10 protein-coding genes are annotated in these 14,015 nt (G+C 58.3%); 8 read left to right on the top strand and 2 right to left on the bottom strand.

Annotation, left to right across the window (positions count from 1 at the left end; genetic code table 11):
* From HUV30_RS05385 to HUV30_RS05375, 3 genes are all read left to right on the top strand, one after another.
* Window positions 1–1,662: a phosphate signaling complex PhoU family protein gene (locus HUV30_RS05385; protein ID WP_174404396.1), complete on the top strand. Its 1,662-nt coding sequence runs from the start codon at window positions 1–3 to the stop codon at window positions 1,660–1,662.
* Window positions 1,663–1,714: 52 nt separating this feature from the next.
* Window positions 1,715–2,587, top strand: a complete 873-nt coding sequence (locus HUV30_RS05380; RefSeq protein WP_174404395.1) for a GAK system ATP-grasp enzyme — start codon at window positions 1,715–1,717, stop codon at window positions 2,585–2,587.
* Between the two features lie 79 nt (window positions 2,588–2,666).
* Window positions 2,667–3,872 carry a GAK system CofD-like protein gene (locus HUV30_RS05375; RefSeq protein ID WP_174404394.1) on the top strand — a complete coding sequence of 402 codons (1,206 nt, stop codon included), beginning with the start codon at window positions 2,667–2,669 and terminating at the stop codon, window positions 3,870–3,872.
* 200 nt (window positions 3,873–4,072) lie between these two features.
* Here the strand turns inward: HUV30_RS05375 and HUV30_RS05370 are convergent, their stop codons facing one another.
* Window positions 4,073–4,687, bottom strand: a complete 615-nt coding sequence (locus tag HUV30_RS05370) for a LysE/ArgO family amino acid transporter (RefSeq protein ID WP_174404393.1) — start codon at window positions 4,685–4,687, stop codon at window positions 4,073–4,075.
* Between the two features lie 122 nt (window positions 4,688–4,809).
* On the opposite strand from HUV30_RS05370, the gene HUV30_RS05365 reads away from it, so the two are divergent.
* Both HUV30_RS05365 and HUV30_RS05360 read left to right on the top strand, forming a co-directional pair.
* On the top strand, window positions 4,810–5,694 hold the full coding sequence (locus HUV30_RS05365) for a LysR family transcriptional regulator ArgP (RefSeq protein ID WP_174404392.1): 885 nt from the start codon (window positions 4,810–4,812) through the stop codon (window positions 5,692–5,694).
* Between the two features lie 85 nt (window positions 5,695–5,779).
* The gene (locus tag HUV30_RS05360) at window positions 5,780–6,154 is read left to right on the top strand and encodes a hypothetical protein (protein ID WP_174404391.1); all 375 of its coding nucleotides are present in this window, start codon (window positions 5,780–5,782) and stop codon (window positions 6,152–6,154) included.
* A gap of 71 nt (window positions 6,155–6,225) precedes the next feature.
* On the opposite strand, the gene HUV30_RS05355 is transcribed toward HUV30_RS05360, so the two are convergent.
* On the bottom strand, window positions 6,226–7,530 hold the full coding sequence (locus HUV30_RS05355; RefSeq protein WP_174404390.1) for a TolC family protein: 1,305 nt from the start codon (window positions 7,528–7,530) through the stop codon (window positions 6,226–6,228).
* Window positions 7,531–7,743: 213 nt separating this feature from the next.
* On the opposite strand from HUV30_RS05355, the gene HUV30_RS05350 reads away from it, so the two are divergent.
* The 3 genes from HUV30_RS05350 (at window position 7,744) to HUV30_RS05340 (ending at window position 13,418) form a co-directional block, all read left to right on the top strand.
* Window positions 7,744–9,750, top strand: coding sequence for a response regulator (locus tag HUV30_RS05350; RefSeq protein WP_243452079.1), 2,007 nt, complete (start codon window positions 7,744–7,746; stop codon window positions 9,748–9,750).
* A gap of 259 nt (window positions 9,751–10,009) precedes the next feature.
* On the top strand, window positions 10,010–11,989 hold the full coding sequence (locus HUV30_RS05345) for a PAS domain-containing sensor histidine kinase (RefSeq protein ID WP_174404389.1): 1,980 nt from the start codon (window positions 10,010–10,012) through the stop codon (window positions 11,987–11,989).
* Complete coding sequence (locus HUV30_RS05340; protein WP_174404388.1) at window positions 11,970–13,418, top strand: sigma-54-dependent transcriptional regulator; 1,449 nt, start codon at window positions 11,970–11,972, stop codon at window positions 13,416–13,418. The genes HUV30_RS05345 and HUV30_RS05340 overlap by 20 nt, the downstream gene beginning before the upstream one ends.
* Window positions 13,419–14,015 lie beyond the last annotated feature (597 nt).

The raw sequence follows: 14,015 nt of genomic DNA, 5'->3' as shown, positions 1-14,015 counted from the left end.
ATGATTACCTTTGAAGGTCTGAGCGAGAATTTCAAGTTCATCATTCTGGAAGTTGAGGGGCAGATCAATGCCACCCTCTCCTTTCTGCGTTCTCCCTCGCGTCCGCTGCTGGAAAAGATCGAAACACGCGACGACTACATAGACAACCTCAAGAACATCATCGAGAACAAGTGCTATTCCCGCCTGCACACGGACAAGCAGCTCGACAAGCGTGAGATAAACCGCATCCGCTCCATTCTGGCCATCACGGTCAACCTTGAGCGCATTGCGGACTTCTGTGTCTGCATCGTACGCCAGATGGGCTATCTCTCAGACCATACCATCCTGCAGGAAACCGACTACCTGCCCATCTTCTCCGAAATACAGGGGGCCATACGGCGCATTCTGCCCACCATGGAAAAAGAAGAGCTGCACAACGCCCTTGCCATATGCAAGGCGGAATACGAACTTGATACCATGTACAAGCATGTGTTCGAACGCGTGCTGGCGGAAATGGGCAGCGGGCGCGACGCGCGCAACCACATCACGGTCATCTTCATCTACCGCTACCTTGAGCGCATCGGCGACTCCCTGCTCAATGTGGGCGAGGCGCTCATCTTCAGCATCATCGGCGAGAAGATCAAGATAACCCAGTTCGAGGCGCTGCAGCGCACCCTGACCAGCTCCGGCTTTCAGGGTTCCCTGCAGGACATAGATTTTCAGGCCATATGGGGAACCCGCTCGGGTTGCCGCATAGGCAGGGTGGACGCGGCCCCCGAAAAGGGCGGCACCATACGCGAGCAGGCCAACAAGCTCGGTTCCATCTACAAGGAAGGCACCATCGCCAAGGTCAGGAAGGAAAGGGCAAATATAGAGCGCTGGAGCACCATTTTTCCCAACCTTGTGCCACAGATCTACGGGTACCATGAAGAGGGAGCCAATGCCTCGCTGCTGGTCGAATTCCTTCGTGGCTGCACACTGGACGAGGTGCTGCTCACAGGCGACGAGGAGCTGGTGAACAACGCCCTGTTCATCCTCTTTCAGACCCTGCGCGAAGTATGGGACAAGACCCGCCGCAACACGCCGGTATCCGTTGACTACATGGCGCAGCTGCGCTCCCGCATGTCGTCCATACAACAAGTGCACCCCGAACTGGTGCGCGATTCAATGGGTGTCGGCACCACGCGCATCCTGTCCACATACGATCTGCTGGACGAATGCGAGGAGCTGGAAGAAGAACTCAGCGCCCCCTTCTCCGTCTTCATCCACGGCGATCTGAACGTGAACAACGTGGTGTATGACCACACGCAGCAGGCCATACGCTACATAGACCTGCACCGCTCAAGAGACTTCGACTACGTGCAGGACGTTTCCGTCTTCATGGTTTCCAACTTCCGCATGCCCGTGTTCGAGCCGGAAATGCGCACACGCCTGAACAGGGCCATACATGAATTCGACCAGTTCGCCGCCGCATATGCAAAACAGAACAGCGATGAAACCTACGAGGCGCGGCTTGCCTTCGCCCTTGCGCGTTCCTTCTACACGTCCACGCGCTACGAGCTGAACTTCACCTTTGCCAAGGAAATGTACATGCGGGCGCAGTTCCTCATGGACAAGATCATCACGCACAAGGACTTGCCGTGGCGCACCTTCCGGCTGCCGAGGGATGTTCTCTACTACTGAGCCGGGCTTGATGTCAGTCTGATCTCACCTGCCAATGTATGAGGAGAAGCGTATGAAAATAGGCGTTGTCGGCACACGCGGAGGCTGGTCTTCCGAGCGGCTTGCTGATGCCGTTGCCGAAAAGACCGGCTTCAGGCTGCTTGTCGAAATGGACAAGGTGCGGCTGGACCTTCCCTCCGGCCGGTGCCTGTATGAAGGCGAAGATATTTCGGCACTGGACGGCCTTATCATCAAGAAAATCGGTGCGCGGTATTCCCCCGACCTGCTGGACAGGCTTGAAATACTCCGCTTTCTCAAAGAACGCGGCATGCCTGTGTTTTCCGATCCGCTCAAGGTCATACGGGTGCTCGACAGACTTTCCTGCACGGTAACGCTGCAATCGGGCGGCATTCCCATGCCACCCACCACCATTACCGAAAACATCGGGCTTGCTCTGGACGCTGTCAAAGAATACGGTCGCGCGGTATTCAAGCCGTTGTATACATCCAAGGCCCGCGGCATGTTCATGCTGGAACACGGGCCGGATGCGCGGGAAGCTGTTGAACGCTACGCCCGCGAATACCGGCTCATGTACATCCAGAAAGCCGTTGATCTTGAGGAGGGCAAAGATCTCGGTGTGGTCTTTCTCGGCGGGCGGTATCTCACCACCTACGCCCGCTGCAAAACCAACGATTCGTGGAACACCACCACGGCCAGCGGCGGACGTTACGCCCCCTTTGAACCCTCGCAGGAGATACTGGACCTCGCCTACAGGGCGCAGTCGCTTTTTGGTCTGGATTTCACCTGTGTGGATGTGGCATTAACCCAAGCCGGACCATATGTATTCGAGGTTTCCGCATTTGGCGGATTCAGAGGCATCAGCGATTCCTCGGGAATGGATGCGGCCTCCCTCTACGTCGACCATGTCCTGAACAGCATCAGGTGATACCGGAATAACCGGGCTAGCAGGGGAAGGCAGACACAGCCAGCCCCATACAGTGAGAAACGAGCCGACACACAACACCATGCAGACACGGAAACAGCTTATTACGCCGGCGCCCGCCACCATACCGGACCAGACCAAACTGGCGCGGCACACAGGCGCGCCCGAGCATGGACCCGGCATTCTCTTTTTCAGCGGCGGCTCGGCACTGCGGGATGTTGCCCGCGCCATTACGCACTACACGCACAACACGGTGCACCTGATCACGCCGTTCGATTCCGGCGGCAGTTCAGCAACCATACGCGAAGCATTCAACATTCCCGCGCTTGGTGATATCCGCAGCCGCCTCATGGCCCTTGCAGACCAGTCCGTTCCGGACAATCAGGCCATTTTCGACCTGTTCTCCCACCGGCTGCATGCCAAGGCATCCCCCGAACTGCTTTCCGAAGAACTGGCGAGCCTTGCCGATGGTACGCATGCTCTGTTCCGGCCTCTGCCTGCTGCGCGGCGCGAGGCTATCTGCCGGCAGCTCAGGCAATTTGCCGAGCTCATGCCATCCGGCTTTGACCTGCACGGCGCGAGCGTCGGCAATCTGGTGCTTGCCGCAGCCTTTCTGGCAAACAGGGAACGCTTCACCCCTGCCATAGACTTTTTCTCGCGCCTCCTGAACGTTCTCGGCACCGTGCTTCCGGTTGTGGACTGCAACGGACATCTGGCCGTGCGCCTTGCCGACGGAAAAGTGCTGGTGGGCCAGCACCGTTTCACGGGCAAGGAATTCCCGCCCATTCGGAGCGCCATTCAGGATATCTGGCTCACGCCTTCGCTGCAGAGCGCCAGCCGCATCACCACCCCCATCTGCGACACCTCGGCGGCGCATATCCGGCGGGCAGACCTTATCTGCTACCCCATGGGCAGTTTCTATTCCAGCATCATTGCCACGCTTCTGCCCCACGGCACAGGCACGGCCATTGCCGCCAACCCCTGCCCCAAGGTCTTTGTGCCCAACACGGGCGCAGACCCTGAACTGTTCGGGCACGATCTGCCTGCACAGGTGGAACGCCTGCTGCGTACCCTGCGCAGCGATTCACCCGAAACCATTGCCGACAGCGATGTTCTGAACATCATTCTGCTGGACAAGGAAAACGGGCGATACAAAGGTACCCTGAACAGGGATGCCCTTGCCGCCCGTGGCATTTCGGTTCTTGAACTGCCGCTGGTCAACGATGACAGCGAACCGTATATGGATGGCGACCGGCTTTCCGCCACCCTGATCTCTCTCTGCGACTAACCGCAGGCACGCTGTTTCTCCTTTTCCGCTTTCATCTTCAGACTGCCTGCAGGTCTGATGCCCGCCCTGTTCCACCCGGTTCTGCCCAGTTCTGCCCGGTTCTGCACGATTCTGCACGATTCTGCACGTCGCCTGCCTGCAACATTCGTACGGCAATATGACGGTGGCAGGACTCTCCGGCGACTGGCGACGTATAAAACTCAGGCAAGTCCCCGCATCAGCAGTCCGGTACCTATATACCACATGGTGAGGCATACCACGCCATCCAGCACCTTCCATGCGGTCTGGGAACGAAAGAACGGAGCCATCATCCTGCCACCGAAGGAAAGCGAAAAGAACCACAGAAAGGATGCCGTTGCCGCCCCCGCGCCGAACACATAGCGCGCATCGTCCACATACTGCCCGCTCACCGCGCCCAGCAGAACAACAGTATCCAGATAGACGTGTGGATTGAGCAGGGTTACCGCCAGCGTTGCCGCAACTGCCGAACGCCGGGTGGTCAACTCGCAGGCGGCATCATCTTTCAGGCAGCCCCCACGGAGCATGGACCGCATGGCCCCGAGCCCGTACCAGAATAGAAAGGCAGCACCGAACAGGGCGGCATAGCGCCCCAGCACCGGATTGGCAGCCACGGCCGTTCCCACGCCGGTGACGCCAAGACAGATAAGAATGGCATCACACAGGCTGCACAGCAGTGCGATGGTCAGAGGATGATTCTGTCGCACCCCCTGTGAAAAGACAAAGGCATTCTGCGCGCCAATGGCAATGATAAGACTGCCTCCCATGCCCATGCCCTGTATATATGTTCCCAACATGTTCTCTCCGGAAACGCAGCCAGATTTGCCCTGCGGCGCTGCGTCAGTCCTGTTTAGACTCCCTATACAAACAAGTAAAACTTATTATTTTACTATCCAATAAGTTTTACTTATAATTAGACATGCTGGATTACAAACAACTGGAAGCACTGGCCACGGTGGTGGAAGAAGGCGGCTTCGACAAGGCCGCAGGCAGGCTGCACATTACGCAGTCTGCTGTCTCGCAACGCATCCGCGCACTGGAAGACACTGTGGGGCAAGCCTTGCTCATACGGTCCACCCCCGTCAGGCCCACGCCCGCGGGCCAGCGCCTGCTCACGCACTTTCGCAAGGTCTACCATCTGGAATCCGACCTGCTTGCCGACCTGCTCCCCTCGTCGGACAGTGTTCCCATGATTGCGCTGGGCATCAATGAAGACAGCCTCGCCACATGGTTCCTGCCTGCCCTGCATCCTTTTCTGCAGGCAAACAATGTTCTGCTGGACCTGTATACGGATGATCAGGAACAGACGCACGACCTGCTGCGCGCGGGCAAGGTGGCCGGTTGCGTCAGCACCAGACCGGACCCCATTCAGGGCTGCTCCTGCTTCCGTCTCGGCAGAATGGAATACCAGTGCCTCGCCACGCCGGAATTTGCCCGAAGGTGGTTTCCTCACGGCGTAACGGCAGAAGGGATTCGGCAGGCTCCTGCGGTCACCTTCAACCGCAAGGATATGCTGCACTGCCGTTTTGCACAGGCGTGGAACGTGATGCCGGGAGAATTTCCCACCCATTACGTGCCATCCACAGAAAAGTTTGTCGAACTCATCTCCGCAAGCCTTGCCTACGGCATGGTACCGCACCCTCAAGGGTTGCCGCTGACCACACGAGGCGAGCTTTTGCCCCTTGCCCCCCAATCGCACATATCCATCACGCTCTACTGGCACCAATGGAGCCTTGGCACCACGCTCATACGCGACCTTGCCGGGGCATTGAAGCAAGGCTGCCGCGACATGCTGCTGCAATAGGCGGGGACCATATGATTATAATTCTACCATCCGGCCGACATGCTATGATTACGGCATCTTCGCATTCAAACCATTGGAGGATGATATGCCGAACATGGATTACCCCGGTCCCTGCCAGAGTTGCTCTGCCATCGAAGGGTGCAGCACCGACGCTCAACGTGAAGCCGCTGTTCAGAGCTATTGCAAAGGCGTTGAGATGGAGTTGAATATTTGGAAAGCCCGCCTGTACGATATTCTCGCCGAGGCCCCCAAGGCAGAAAACAAGGCAGGCTTTGAAGACACACTGAACCTCATCAAGTCCACGGTTCGTGAAATCGAAATGCTCAACACCCAGCTCTCTTCCGAGTGCTCTCTGGACATTGCTGCTCAGGAAAAGGCCGTAGGCGGCAAGCTCGCGCTGTTGCGCAGCAAGTACACCGAAGCCCTTTCGGTTATCAGCCCCGGCTATTTCGGCGGTTAACAACCACAAATACCAATACAAAACGCCCTGCAGAATGGAACCTGCAGGGCGTTTTCACGTTGTGATATGTATCAGCGGTTTGCAAACAAGGAAAGATCGAGCTTGCCCATGGCGTGCAGTGTTGCGTAACCGGAGCGGATGGCGTCTGTTTCCGCTGCCAGTGCAAGGCTCACGGCGTTTATGTAGTTCACTTCAGCCACCAGCACGTCCAGCAGGGAACGGGTGCCGAGCTTGCGTTCGCGCTTGGCCATATCCATGAACTCACCGAGAATCTCCGTCTGTTCCCTCAACAGCTTGGCATTGCGGCGGCTGGTGCGAAGGTCCTGCCACGCTACGCGGACATTTTCTTCAACCGTGCGGCGCATATCAGCCTGCGTATAGCGGGCCTGTGCCTCCGAAGCACGGGAAGCGCTCAGCTGAGCCTCGTCCCCGAAGCCCGAAAAGAGATTCCACTGCATCTCGACACCGACGGAGGAATCCTCGCGCACGCCAAAATCGCCGGTGTCATTCTCACGCCGACGGGCCTCTGCGAACAGATTGAAATTGGGGTAAAAGCGGGTGCGGTCAATGTCCACCTGCTTGGCGCTTGCCTGCACGGTGGCATCGGCAGCTTTAAGCAGCGGGCTGCCGTCTATGGCAGCCACAGCGGCATCATCGGGGGAAACAGGAAGCAGATCGGCAGGGACTACGGGCTTTTCAAAGGTGTTTATTTCCGCCATGTCGGGTGCATACCCGAACAGGGAACGAAAGCGTGCACGGGCGCGGGCCAGTTCGCCCTCTATGTTCACCCGCAGCGCCATGGCCCCCAGCAATTGCTGCTTGGCCTGCAGAACGTCGGACGAAACGCCCGCTCCGCGCTGCACCAGCGTTTCTTCTATGCCGGTCTGCTGCTTTATGCGTTCTTCAGAACGGGTGGCATATTCCAGCCTTTTGTAGGCCTTGAAGACATCCAGATAGGCACCAATGCCTTCCAGCAAAAGATCCTGTCTGGTGGAAACCTGCTCCAGCCTGCTGCGTTCCAGCAGACTCTCGGACTGCTCCACCCGCAGCGTGGTGGCATCAAAATCATAGAGCAGCTGGGTTCCGCGAACCCTCTGCATATTCCGCTCGCGGGACGTATAATCGTTCGGCTGGCTTCCGGGACGCTCTATCTGCTCGCTGGAGACATCGCTCGTCACATCCAGTCTGGGGAACCAGCCGGAACGGCTCACATCCACAGTATGCGCGGCAGCTTTCGTCTGGCTGTCCTTGGCCAGCACGCGCTCATGCCTTTCCAGCAGTTCCGGCAGCAGGTCGCCCAGGTTTCTGGCCTGCGCCGATGCTGCCCCACCGAAACAAAAGACAGCCGCAGCCAGCAATGCTCCCAGACGTTTCATGCAACATCCCCCTCATTCAGGTGGCAAACACCAGCGGCGAGAGTGACACAACACAATATGTTCGTCAACACGCTCACATTTCTTTATCACCTGAACTTGCTTGAAATATTCCATGCTTTGTAGCATACATGCCCTGTAGAATTGATGCACCGTTCCGGTGCTTCCGGCGCACTCCCCCCGTCAATGCCCCCTGCGCCCACAAACGGAGGAACCATGTCCCTTTCCATCCTGGTTGTGGATGACGAACAGATCGTTGCACTGGATATCAGGCGTACCCTCGAACGCCTGGGCTATGCTGTCCCGGCCATTGTCGCCGACGGAGAAACCTCCATCAGCAAGGCATCCGAACTGCGGCCGAGCCTTGTCCTCATGGATATCCGCCTGAAGGGCGAGATGGACGGCATTCAGGCCGCAAGCATCATCACGGGCAAGCTCAACATTCCGGTCATCTATCTTACCGCCTATTCGGATGAAGCAACGCTGGAACGGGCCAAGGCGTCCAATCCCTTCGGCTTTCTCATCAAGCCGTTCGAGGAAAGGGAGCTGCATTCCACCATCGAAATAGCCCTGCTCAAACACCGCTCGGAGCGCAACCTTGACGAAGCCCGGCGCAGGGCCGAGCAGGATAACCTTGCCAAATCCGGCTATTTCGCGGACATGAGCCACGAAATTCGCAACTCGCTCAACGGCATTGTCGGCATGACCGATCTTGCCCTTGATACAGACCTTTCCACGGAGCAGCGCGAATATCTTTCCACAGTGCTGGATTCCGCAGAGCATCTGCTCAGCATTCTCAACGACGTGCTGGATATTTCCCGCATCGAGGCCCGTAAACTTTCGCTCACCGAGCGCCCTTTCGAACTTGCAGGGTGCGTTTCGAAAGCCGTGCGCACGGTCCGGCCGGATGCGGAAAAGAAGGGACTGCAACTTGAGTGGCGCATTGCCCCGGACGTTCCCAAGGCCATGGTGGGCGATGCCGGACGCCTGCAGCAGATTCTGCTGAACCTGCTGGGCAATGCCATTAAGTTCACAGCCAGCGGCGGTATTTCCGTGGAAGTGAACACCGTGCAGGATGCCACGGGACCGGCAATCCCTCACGCTCCGGGCAGGCAGCGCACACTGCAGTTGCTGTTCTCCGTGCGTGATACGGGCATGGGCATACCGGAAGACCGGCAGACAAGCATTTTCGAGCGCTACCGGCAGGTGGACAGGGAGGGGCCGCAGGATCAGGTGGGGTCCGGTCTGGGACTTGCCATTTGCAAAGAACTTATCGAACTGATGGAAGGCGCCATATGGGTGAGAAGCCGTGTGGCCCACGGCAGCACCTTCTATTTTACCGCACGGCTGGCCCCGACCGACCAGCCCCAGCCGGAACGCGAAACCGGCGCACCCCTGCTGCCTGTAGAAAAACATCTGCATGTTTTGGCCGTGGATGACAATCTGGTCAGCCGCAAACTCCTGCGCCTGCTGCTGGAAAAGCAGGGGCACACCTGTGTCACCGCGTGCAACGGGCTGGAAATGCTTGCGCACCTTGCGCAGGAGCGGTTCGACCTTGTTCTCACAAACATCCAGATGCCGCGCATGGGCGGCCTTGAGGCCGTGCGCCGCATACGTTCCGGCATTGCGGACGGCGTACCGCAGGACATTCCCATCATCGCGGTTACCGCGCACGCTCTCAAAGGTGACCGGGAGCGGTTTCTCGAAGCCGGAATGACAGACTATATTGCCAAGCCCATCCATGCCGCCCGATTTTACAGAGCCATTAACAGGGCCATCCATCGGGATGCTTCTCCGGCGGAAGACCTGCCCCCGCCGGACCAGCAGCGACTGCTGCACCCCATACTGGACACGGCCGGAGTGCTGGAACGCATGGATGGCGATGTGACCCTTGTCCGTGAAATATGGCAGGCGTTTCTGGCCGATTCGGCCGACCAGATGCTCAGTGTCCGCGAAACTTTGCGGGGATCATCCCCCCGCCTTGACCTGACACTCACTGAAGTCGCCATCGGCGCTGCACAGGCCTTGCAGACGGCCGCACGCAACGTGGGCGCGCTGGAACTTTCCGTCACCGTGGAGCAGTGTATAACAGCCCTGCGATTCGGAGAGCGCGAACGGGCCGAAGCTGCCATAATGCATGTAGATACCGTGCTCAGACACACCCAGAGCGTCATGGACACGAGCATGAAAAGCCTTTCGCAGCCGGAAGGTGAGACACCCTGAACCGGGCGAAACTCACAGCTTACACAGTGCGCACCTCAAGAAACAAGGCTCACCGCCGGACAGCCTTTTCTGCGCCCCTGAAAACACCATTTTGCTTTTGACCGATGGGCCGAAAAACCGCATCATCCCGTCACTGCTGCCGCGTGTACCATGGCATATCTGCAGGAGCACCAGACGCAGAAGACGCGCGGCAACAGAGTGCGGCAACAGAGCGCGGCAACAGAGCCCGACAACACTATTACCCCGCAGCACATACAACATGCAGTCCCAACGATACCCGCAGCCTCATACGCAGTGCGAGGCCACGCCGCCTCCGCAGGTGCTCCGCTTCCTGCGCCAGATAAGCGACTCCGCCGCCGGCAGCAACGCGCTGGATCTGGGGTATGCAGGCTCCTTTCTCTGCCCGCTGCTGGGCATCCCGCGGCGGGATATCCTGCAGGCGCTGACCAGGATACTCTGCGCCGAGCCCATTCCGGCCATACTTGCAGACCAGATGCGTAAACAGGAGCGGGGTATTTTCGAAGCGTACACCCTCAGCCTGCATTCCCCCACAGGACACAGTGCGGAGGTGCAGGTCTGCCCGCGCCCGGTTATGCTGCCGGACGGCAGCGAAACCGTTACAGCCACGCTCAGCCTTGCGCCCGCAGATATGGAAAGGCAACGTGCGGTGCAGGCAGAACGCGACAGACTGCTCGGCCTGCTCGACAGGCTGCCCGCCTTTGTCAGCCTTATCGCACCGGACTATTCCCTCAGGTACCACAACCAGACCTTCCGGGAACTGTTCGGCTCTCATCCGGGCCAGCCGTGCTACAGAACGCTTAAAGGCAGAAACACCCCCTGCCCCACCTGCCCGCCATTCGACGTGTTCGACACCGGCAGCCTTTCCATCTACGAGTGGACCAATCCTGCCAACGGTCAGGCATTCCGCATCTATTCCTATCCTTTCACGGATGAGGACAACTCTCCGCTGGTACTGAAGCTCGGCATTGATATCAGCCAGAGCAAGCAGGTTCAGGAAGCGCTGGTCATATCTGAAGCCCGCTACCGTTCCATCACCGACAACCTTGCGGTGGGCATTGCCGTGGTGGACCGGAACATGCGCATAACAGCCGCAAACCCACTTTTTTCCCAATGGTTCGGCATCTTCATCCACGACAGGCACGGCCCTGCCAACCTGCCGCAGGCCGACGAGCTCTTTGCCGCCATGTGCCCGCCGGATATCGCCGAACGCACCGAAACGGCAGAGGGCGCATCTCCCGGACAGGCAGATCCTGAATCCCTGCTGCGGTCGGTTTTCATCTATGGCAGAGCGCGGGACATGGAATTCTCCTGCCGCCTCTTCCGCCCTGACGACCCCAAGGAAGAAGAGGGTATCCGGACGCTGCGCATTACGGCATGTCCGACAAGAGATGCCTCCAACGCGGTTGATTCCATTATCCTGCTGCTTGAAGACATAACCGAACGCAAACGGGTAACCGAGCAGCTGAACCGTGCCCGGCAACTGGAAGCCATGGGTACCCTTGCGGCAGGCATTGCGCACGAGATTAACCAGCCGCTTTCAGCACTGCGCCTCTACGCCAGCGGTCTTGAGCTTCTGGTGGAACAACAACACGCCATTTCGCAGGATACGCTGCTGGAACGGCTAGGATGGATACTCCGCGAAGCGGAGAATATTCAGGAAATCATCGCGCACATGCGTTCGCTGGTCATGCAGCAGGATGCTCCGCCCATCGGCAGGGCCAGCCTGAACAAGGCCGTGGAACGGGCGTTGGGACTTGTGGGTGCGCAGCTCAAGGCACACGGTATTCAGCTTGATCTGCAGCTTGCTCCGGATCTCCCGTGCGCCCTTGCCAACATTGTGCAGTTGGAGCAGGTTGTCATCAATCTGGTCGTGAACGCCATGCATGCGCTGGACACCATAGATGCTGCACGCCAGACGGAAAAATGGATCCGCATCGTCACGGAGCAGACCGAATCCGGCTCCCTGCGCCTGCGGGTGGCTGACAACGGCCCCGGATTACAGGGGCTGGAAAAACGCATCTTCGATCCGTTTTTCACCACAAAGGATGCGGGGTCAGGCATGGGGCTCGGGCTTTCCATTGTTCACACCTTCGTGGAAGCATGGCACGGCGAGATAACCACCCTTCCCACAATGCAGGGAATCGGGGCCACTTTTATCATAACCTTGCACGCAGCGGATACCACAGCGGGAGACACGGATGCGCATACTGATAGTTGACGACAACACCACAAGCCTTCAGAGCCTGCGTATTGTTCTCAGCGATCTTGGTCACGAACCTGCACCGTTCACCGACCCGCAGCTTGCTCTGGAAGAAGCCAGACGCAACCGGTATCCGCTCATCATAACGGACATCCGCATGCCGCGCATGGACGGCCTGACGCTGCTCAAGGAACTGAAGGGCTCGCCGGATACCGAAACGTGTGACGTTGTGCTCATAACCGGTCACGGGGATATGGAAACGGCGGTGGGTGCTTTGCGGCACGGGGCCTATGACTATCTGAACAAGCCCATCAACGCCCGAGAACTTGCGGCGGTGGTGGAGCGAAGCGCCGAACATCAGGCGCTGCTCTCAGAAAACCGTGACCTCAGACAGCATCTGGATTCCCGTGTAAACGAGGTGGCCGGCACCCTGCGGCGCGATCTGGACGAAGCACGCACCCTGCTGCGCGAAGTATCCGGCATAGGAACCGTGGTATCACAGTCACCGGCTACCGAGCGGGTCATGAACGATGCCCGCATGTTTCACAACGATCCCTCCGTTCCGGTTCTCATTGAAGGAGAAACCGGCACCGGCAAGGAAATCATCGCCCGCCTTATCCATTTCGGCGAGAGCGGTTGTGAGCATCCCTTTGTGGCCATCAACTGTGCCGCCATCCCCCACGAGCTGTTTGAAAGCGAATTGTTCGGACACGAAGCAGGCGCGTACACGGGCAGCCGTGCCGGTGGCTCGCCGGGCAAACTTGAACTTGCAGCCGGTGGCACACTGTTCCTCGACGAAGTGGCGGAAATGCCTCTCACCCTGCAACCCAAGCTGCTGCGTGTTCTGGAAGAGCGCACGTTCTACCGCGTCGGGGGCATCCGCAAACGGGAATTCAGAGCCCGCGTCATCTGTGCAGCCAACATAGACCTTGCCGGACAGGTCGAACGCGGACACTTCCGCCGCGACCTGTACCACAGACTGAAAGTCGGCCATCTGGTCATTCCTCCGCTCCGGGAACGTCAGGAGGACATACCCGCCCTTGCCGGACTGTTCCTCAAACGACAGGCAGAGAGAAAACGCAAAAAGTTCACATCCATATCCTCCGAGGCCATGGACGTGCTGCTTCGGCATATGTGGCGCGGTAATGTGCGGGAACTTGAAAACACCATAGAACGGGCCGTGCTCGTGAATGATGACCCAATTCTCAAACCCGAGCACATCGCCTTCCTGAACATGGACCGCAGTCTCCACTGCGGAGCGGAAAGCATGGGAACAATTCCGCTGGATATAGAAAATCTGGAACTGCCTGAAGCTCCCATCGACCTTGAGGCGCTCACCACCGCCATCGTCCAGAAGGCGCTTGACCGCTTTGACGGCAACAAGAGCAAGGCAGCCGCCTATCTCGGCATTTCCCGCTTCGCCCTGCACAGGCGACTGCAAAAGTGATGTGCGGTTTCGAACACTGAGCGATTTCGCACGTGCACTTTCGCACACTGGAACATGTGCCGACAAAATGCGGGATACAGTCGCGGCAAAACCTTACAAGATTCCCCCTGATTACGAGCAGTGAATTAATCATTGCAGCAACAACAAAACTGGCACGCCCTATGCATACAGGGATCTGCAGACGGCGGTCAGGATGCCAGCGATCAGGCGTTCACCCCCCCCAACAATTCTGACCAAAGTCTGTAACGGGATCTGAATACCGGAACCGCAGCAGGTTCATGGAATACCCCCCCCTTTCCATGGCCGTTTATGTGCGTATCCGGGGCGTTTGTTCAGACCAACCTATCTTGGGCTTCCGGCAGATCACCTCCCCCCCGATCTCCGGAAGCCCTACTTCTTTCCGCCCATCTTTCGCTTAATCCCGTCCTCCATTCATGAGCAACAGCATCCGGAACCAGCATCCATAACAGTCATCTGCACCATGATTTGTTTTGCCCTCCCCCACATCGAACACCCTGCCGCACTTGACAGAACGCTCCCCTTCCGAAAAAGTTCCGACATGCAGCACTGCTGCCTGTAACAGGGGCACTTGCTGTA

It is taken from the genome of Desulfovibrio subterraneus, from assembly GCF_013340285.1.
Taxonomy (GTDB): Bacteria; Desulfobacterota; Desulfovibrionia; order Desulfovibrionales; family Desulfovibrionaceae; genus Halodesulfovibrio; species Halodesulfovibrio subterraneus.
This window is presented reverse-complemented; position numbering and strand designations above follow the sequence as displayed.

Coding starts and splice junctions, on each gene's coding strand:
- HUV30_RS05385 (WP_174404396.1), top strand. CDS start 1: ATGATTACCTTTGAAGGTCTGAGCGAGAATTTCAAGTTCATCATTCTG.
- HUV30_RS05380 (WP_174404395.1), top strand. CDS start 1,715: ATGAAAATAGGCGTTGTCGGCACACGCGGAGGCTGGTCTTCCGAGCGG.
- HUV30_RS05375 (WP_174404394.1), top strand. CDS start 2,667: ATGCAGACACGGAAACAGCTTATTACGCCGGCGCCCGCCACCATACCG.
- HUV30_RS05370 (WP_174404393.1), bottom strand. CDS start 4,687: ATGTTGGGAACATATATACAGGGCATGGGCATGGGAGGCAGTCTTATC.
- HUV30_RS05365 (WP_174404392.1), top strand. CDS start 4,810: ATGCTGGATTACAAACAACTGGAAGCACTGGCCACGGTGGTGGAAGAA.
- HUV30_RS05360 (WP_174404391.1), top strand. CDS start 5,780: ATGCCGAACATGGATTACCCCGGTCCCTGCCAGAGTTGCTCTGCCATC.
- HUV30_RS05355 (WP_174404390.1), bottom strand. CDS start 7,530: ATGAAACGTCTGGGAGCATTGCTGGCTGCGGCTGTCTTTTGTTTCGGT.
- HUV30_RS05350 (WP_243452079.1), top strand. CDS start 7,744: ATGTCCCTTTCCATCCTGGTTGTGGATGACGAACAGATCGTTGCACTG.
- HUV30_RS05345 (WP_174404389.1), top strand. CDS start 10,010: ATGCAGTCCCAACGATACCCGCAGCCTCATACGCAGTGCGAGGCCACG.
- HUV30_RS05340 (WP_174404388.1), top strand. CDS start 11,970: ATGCGCATACTGATAGTTGACGACAACACCACAAGCCTTCAGAGCCTG.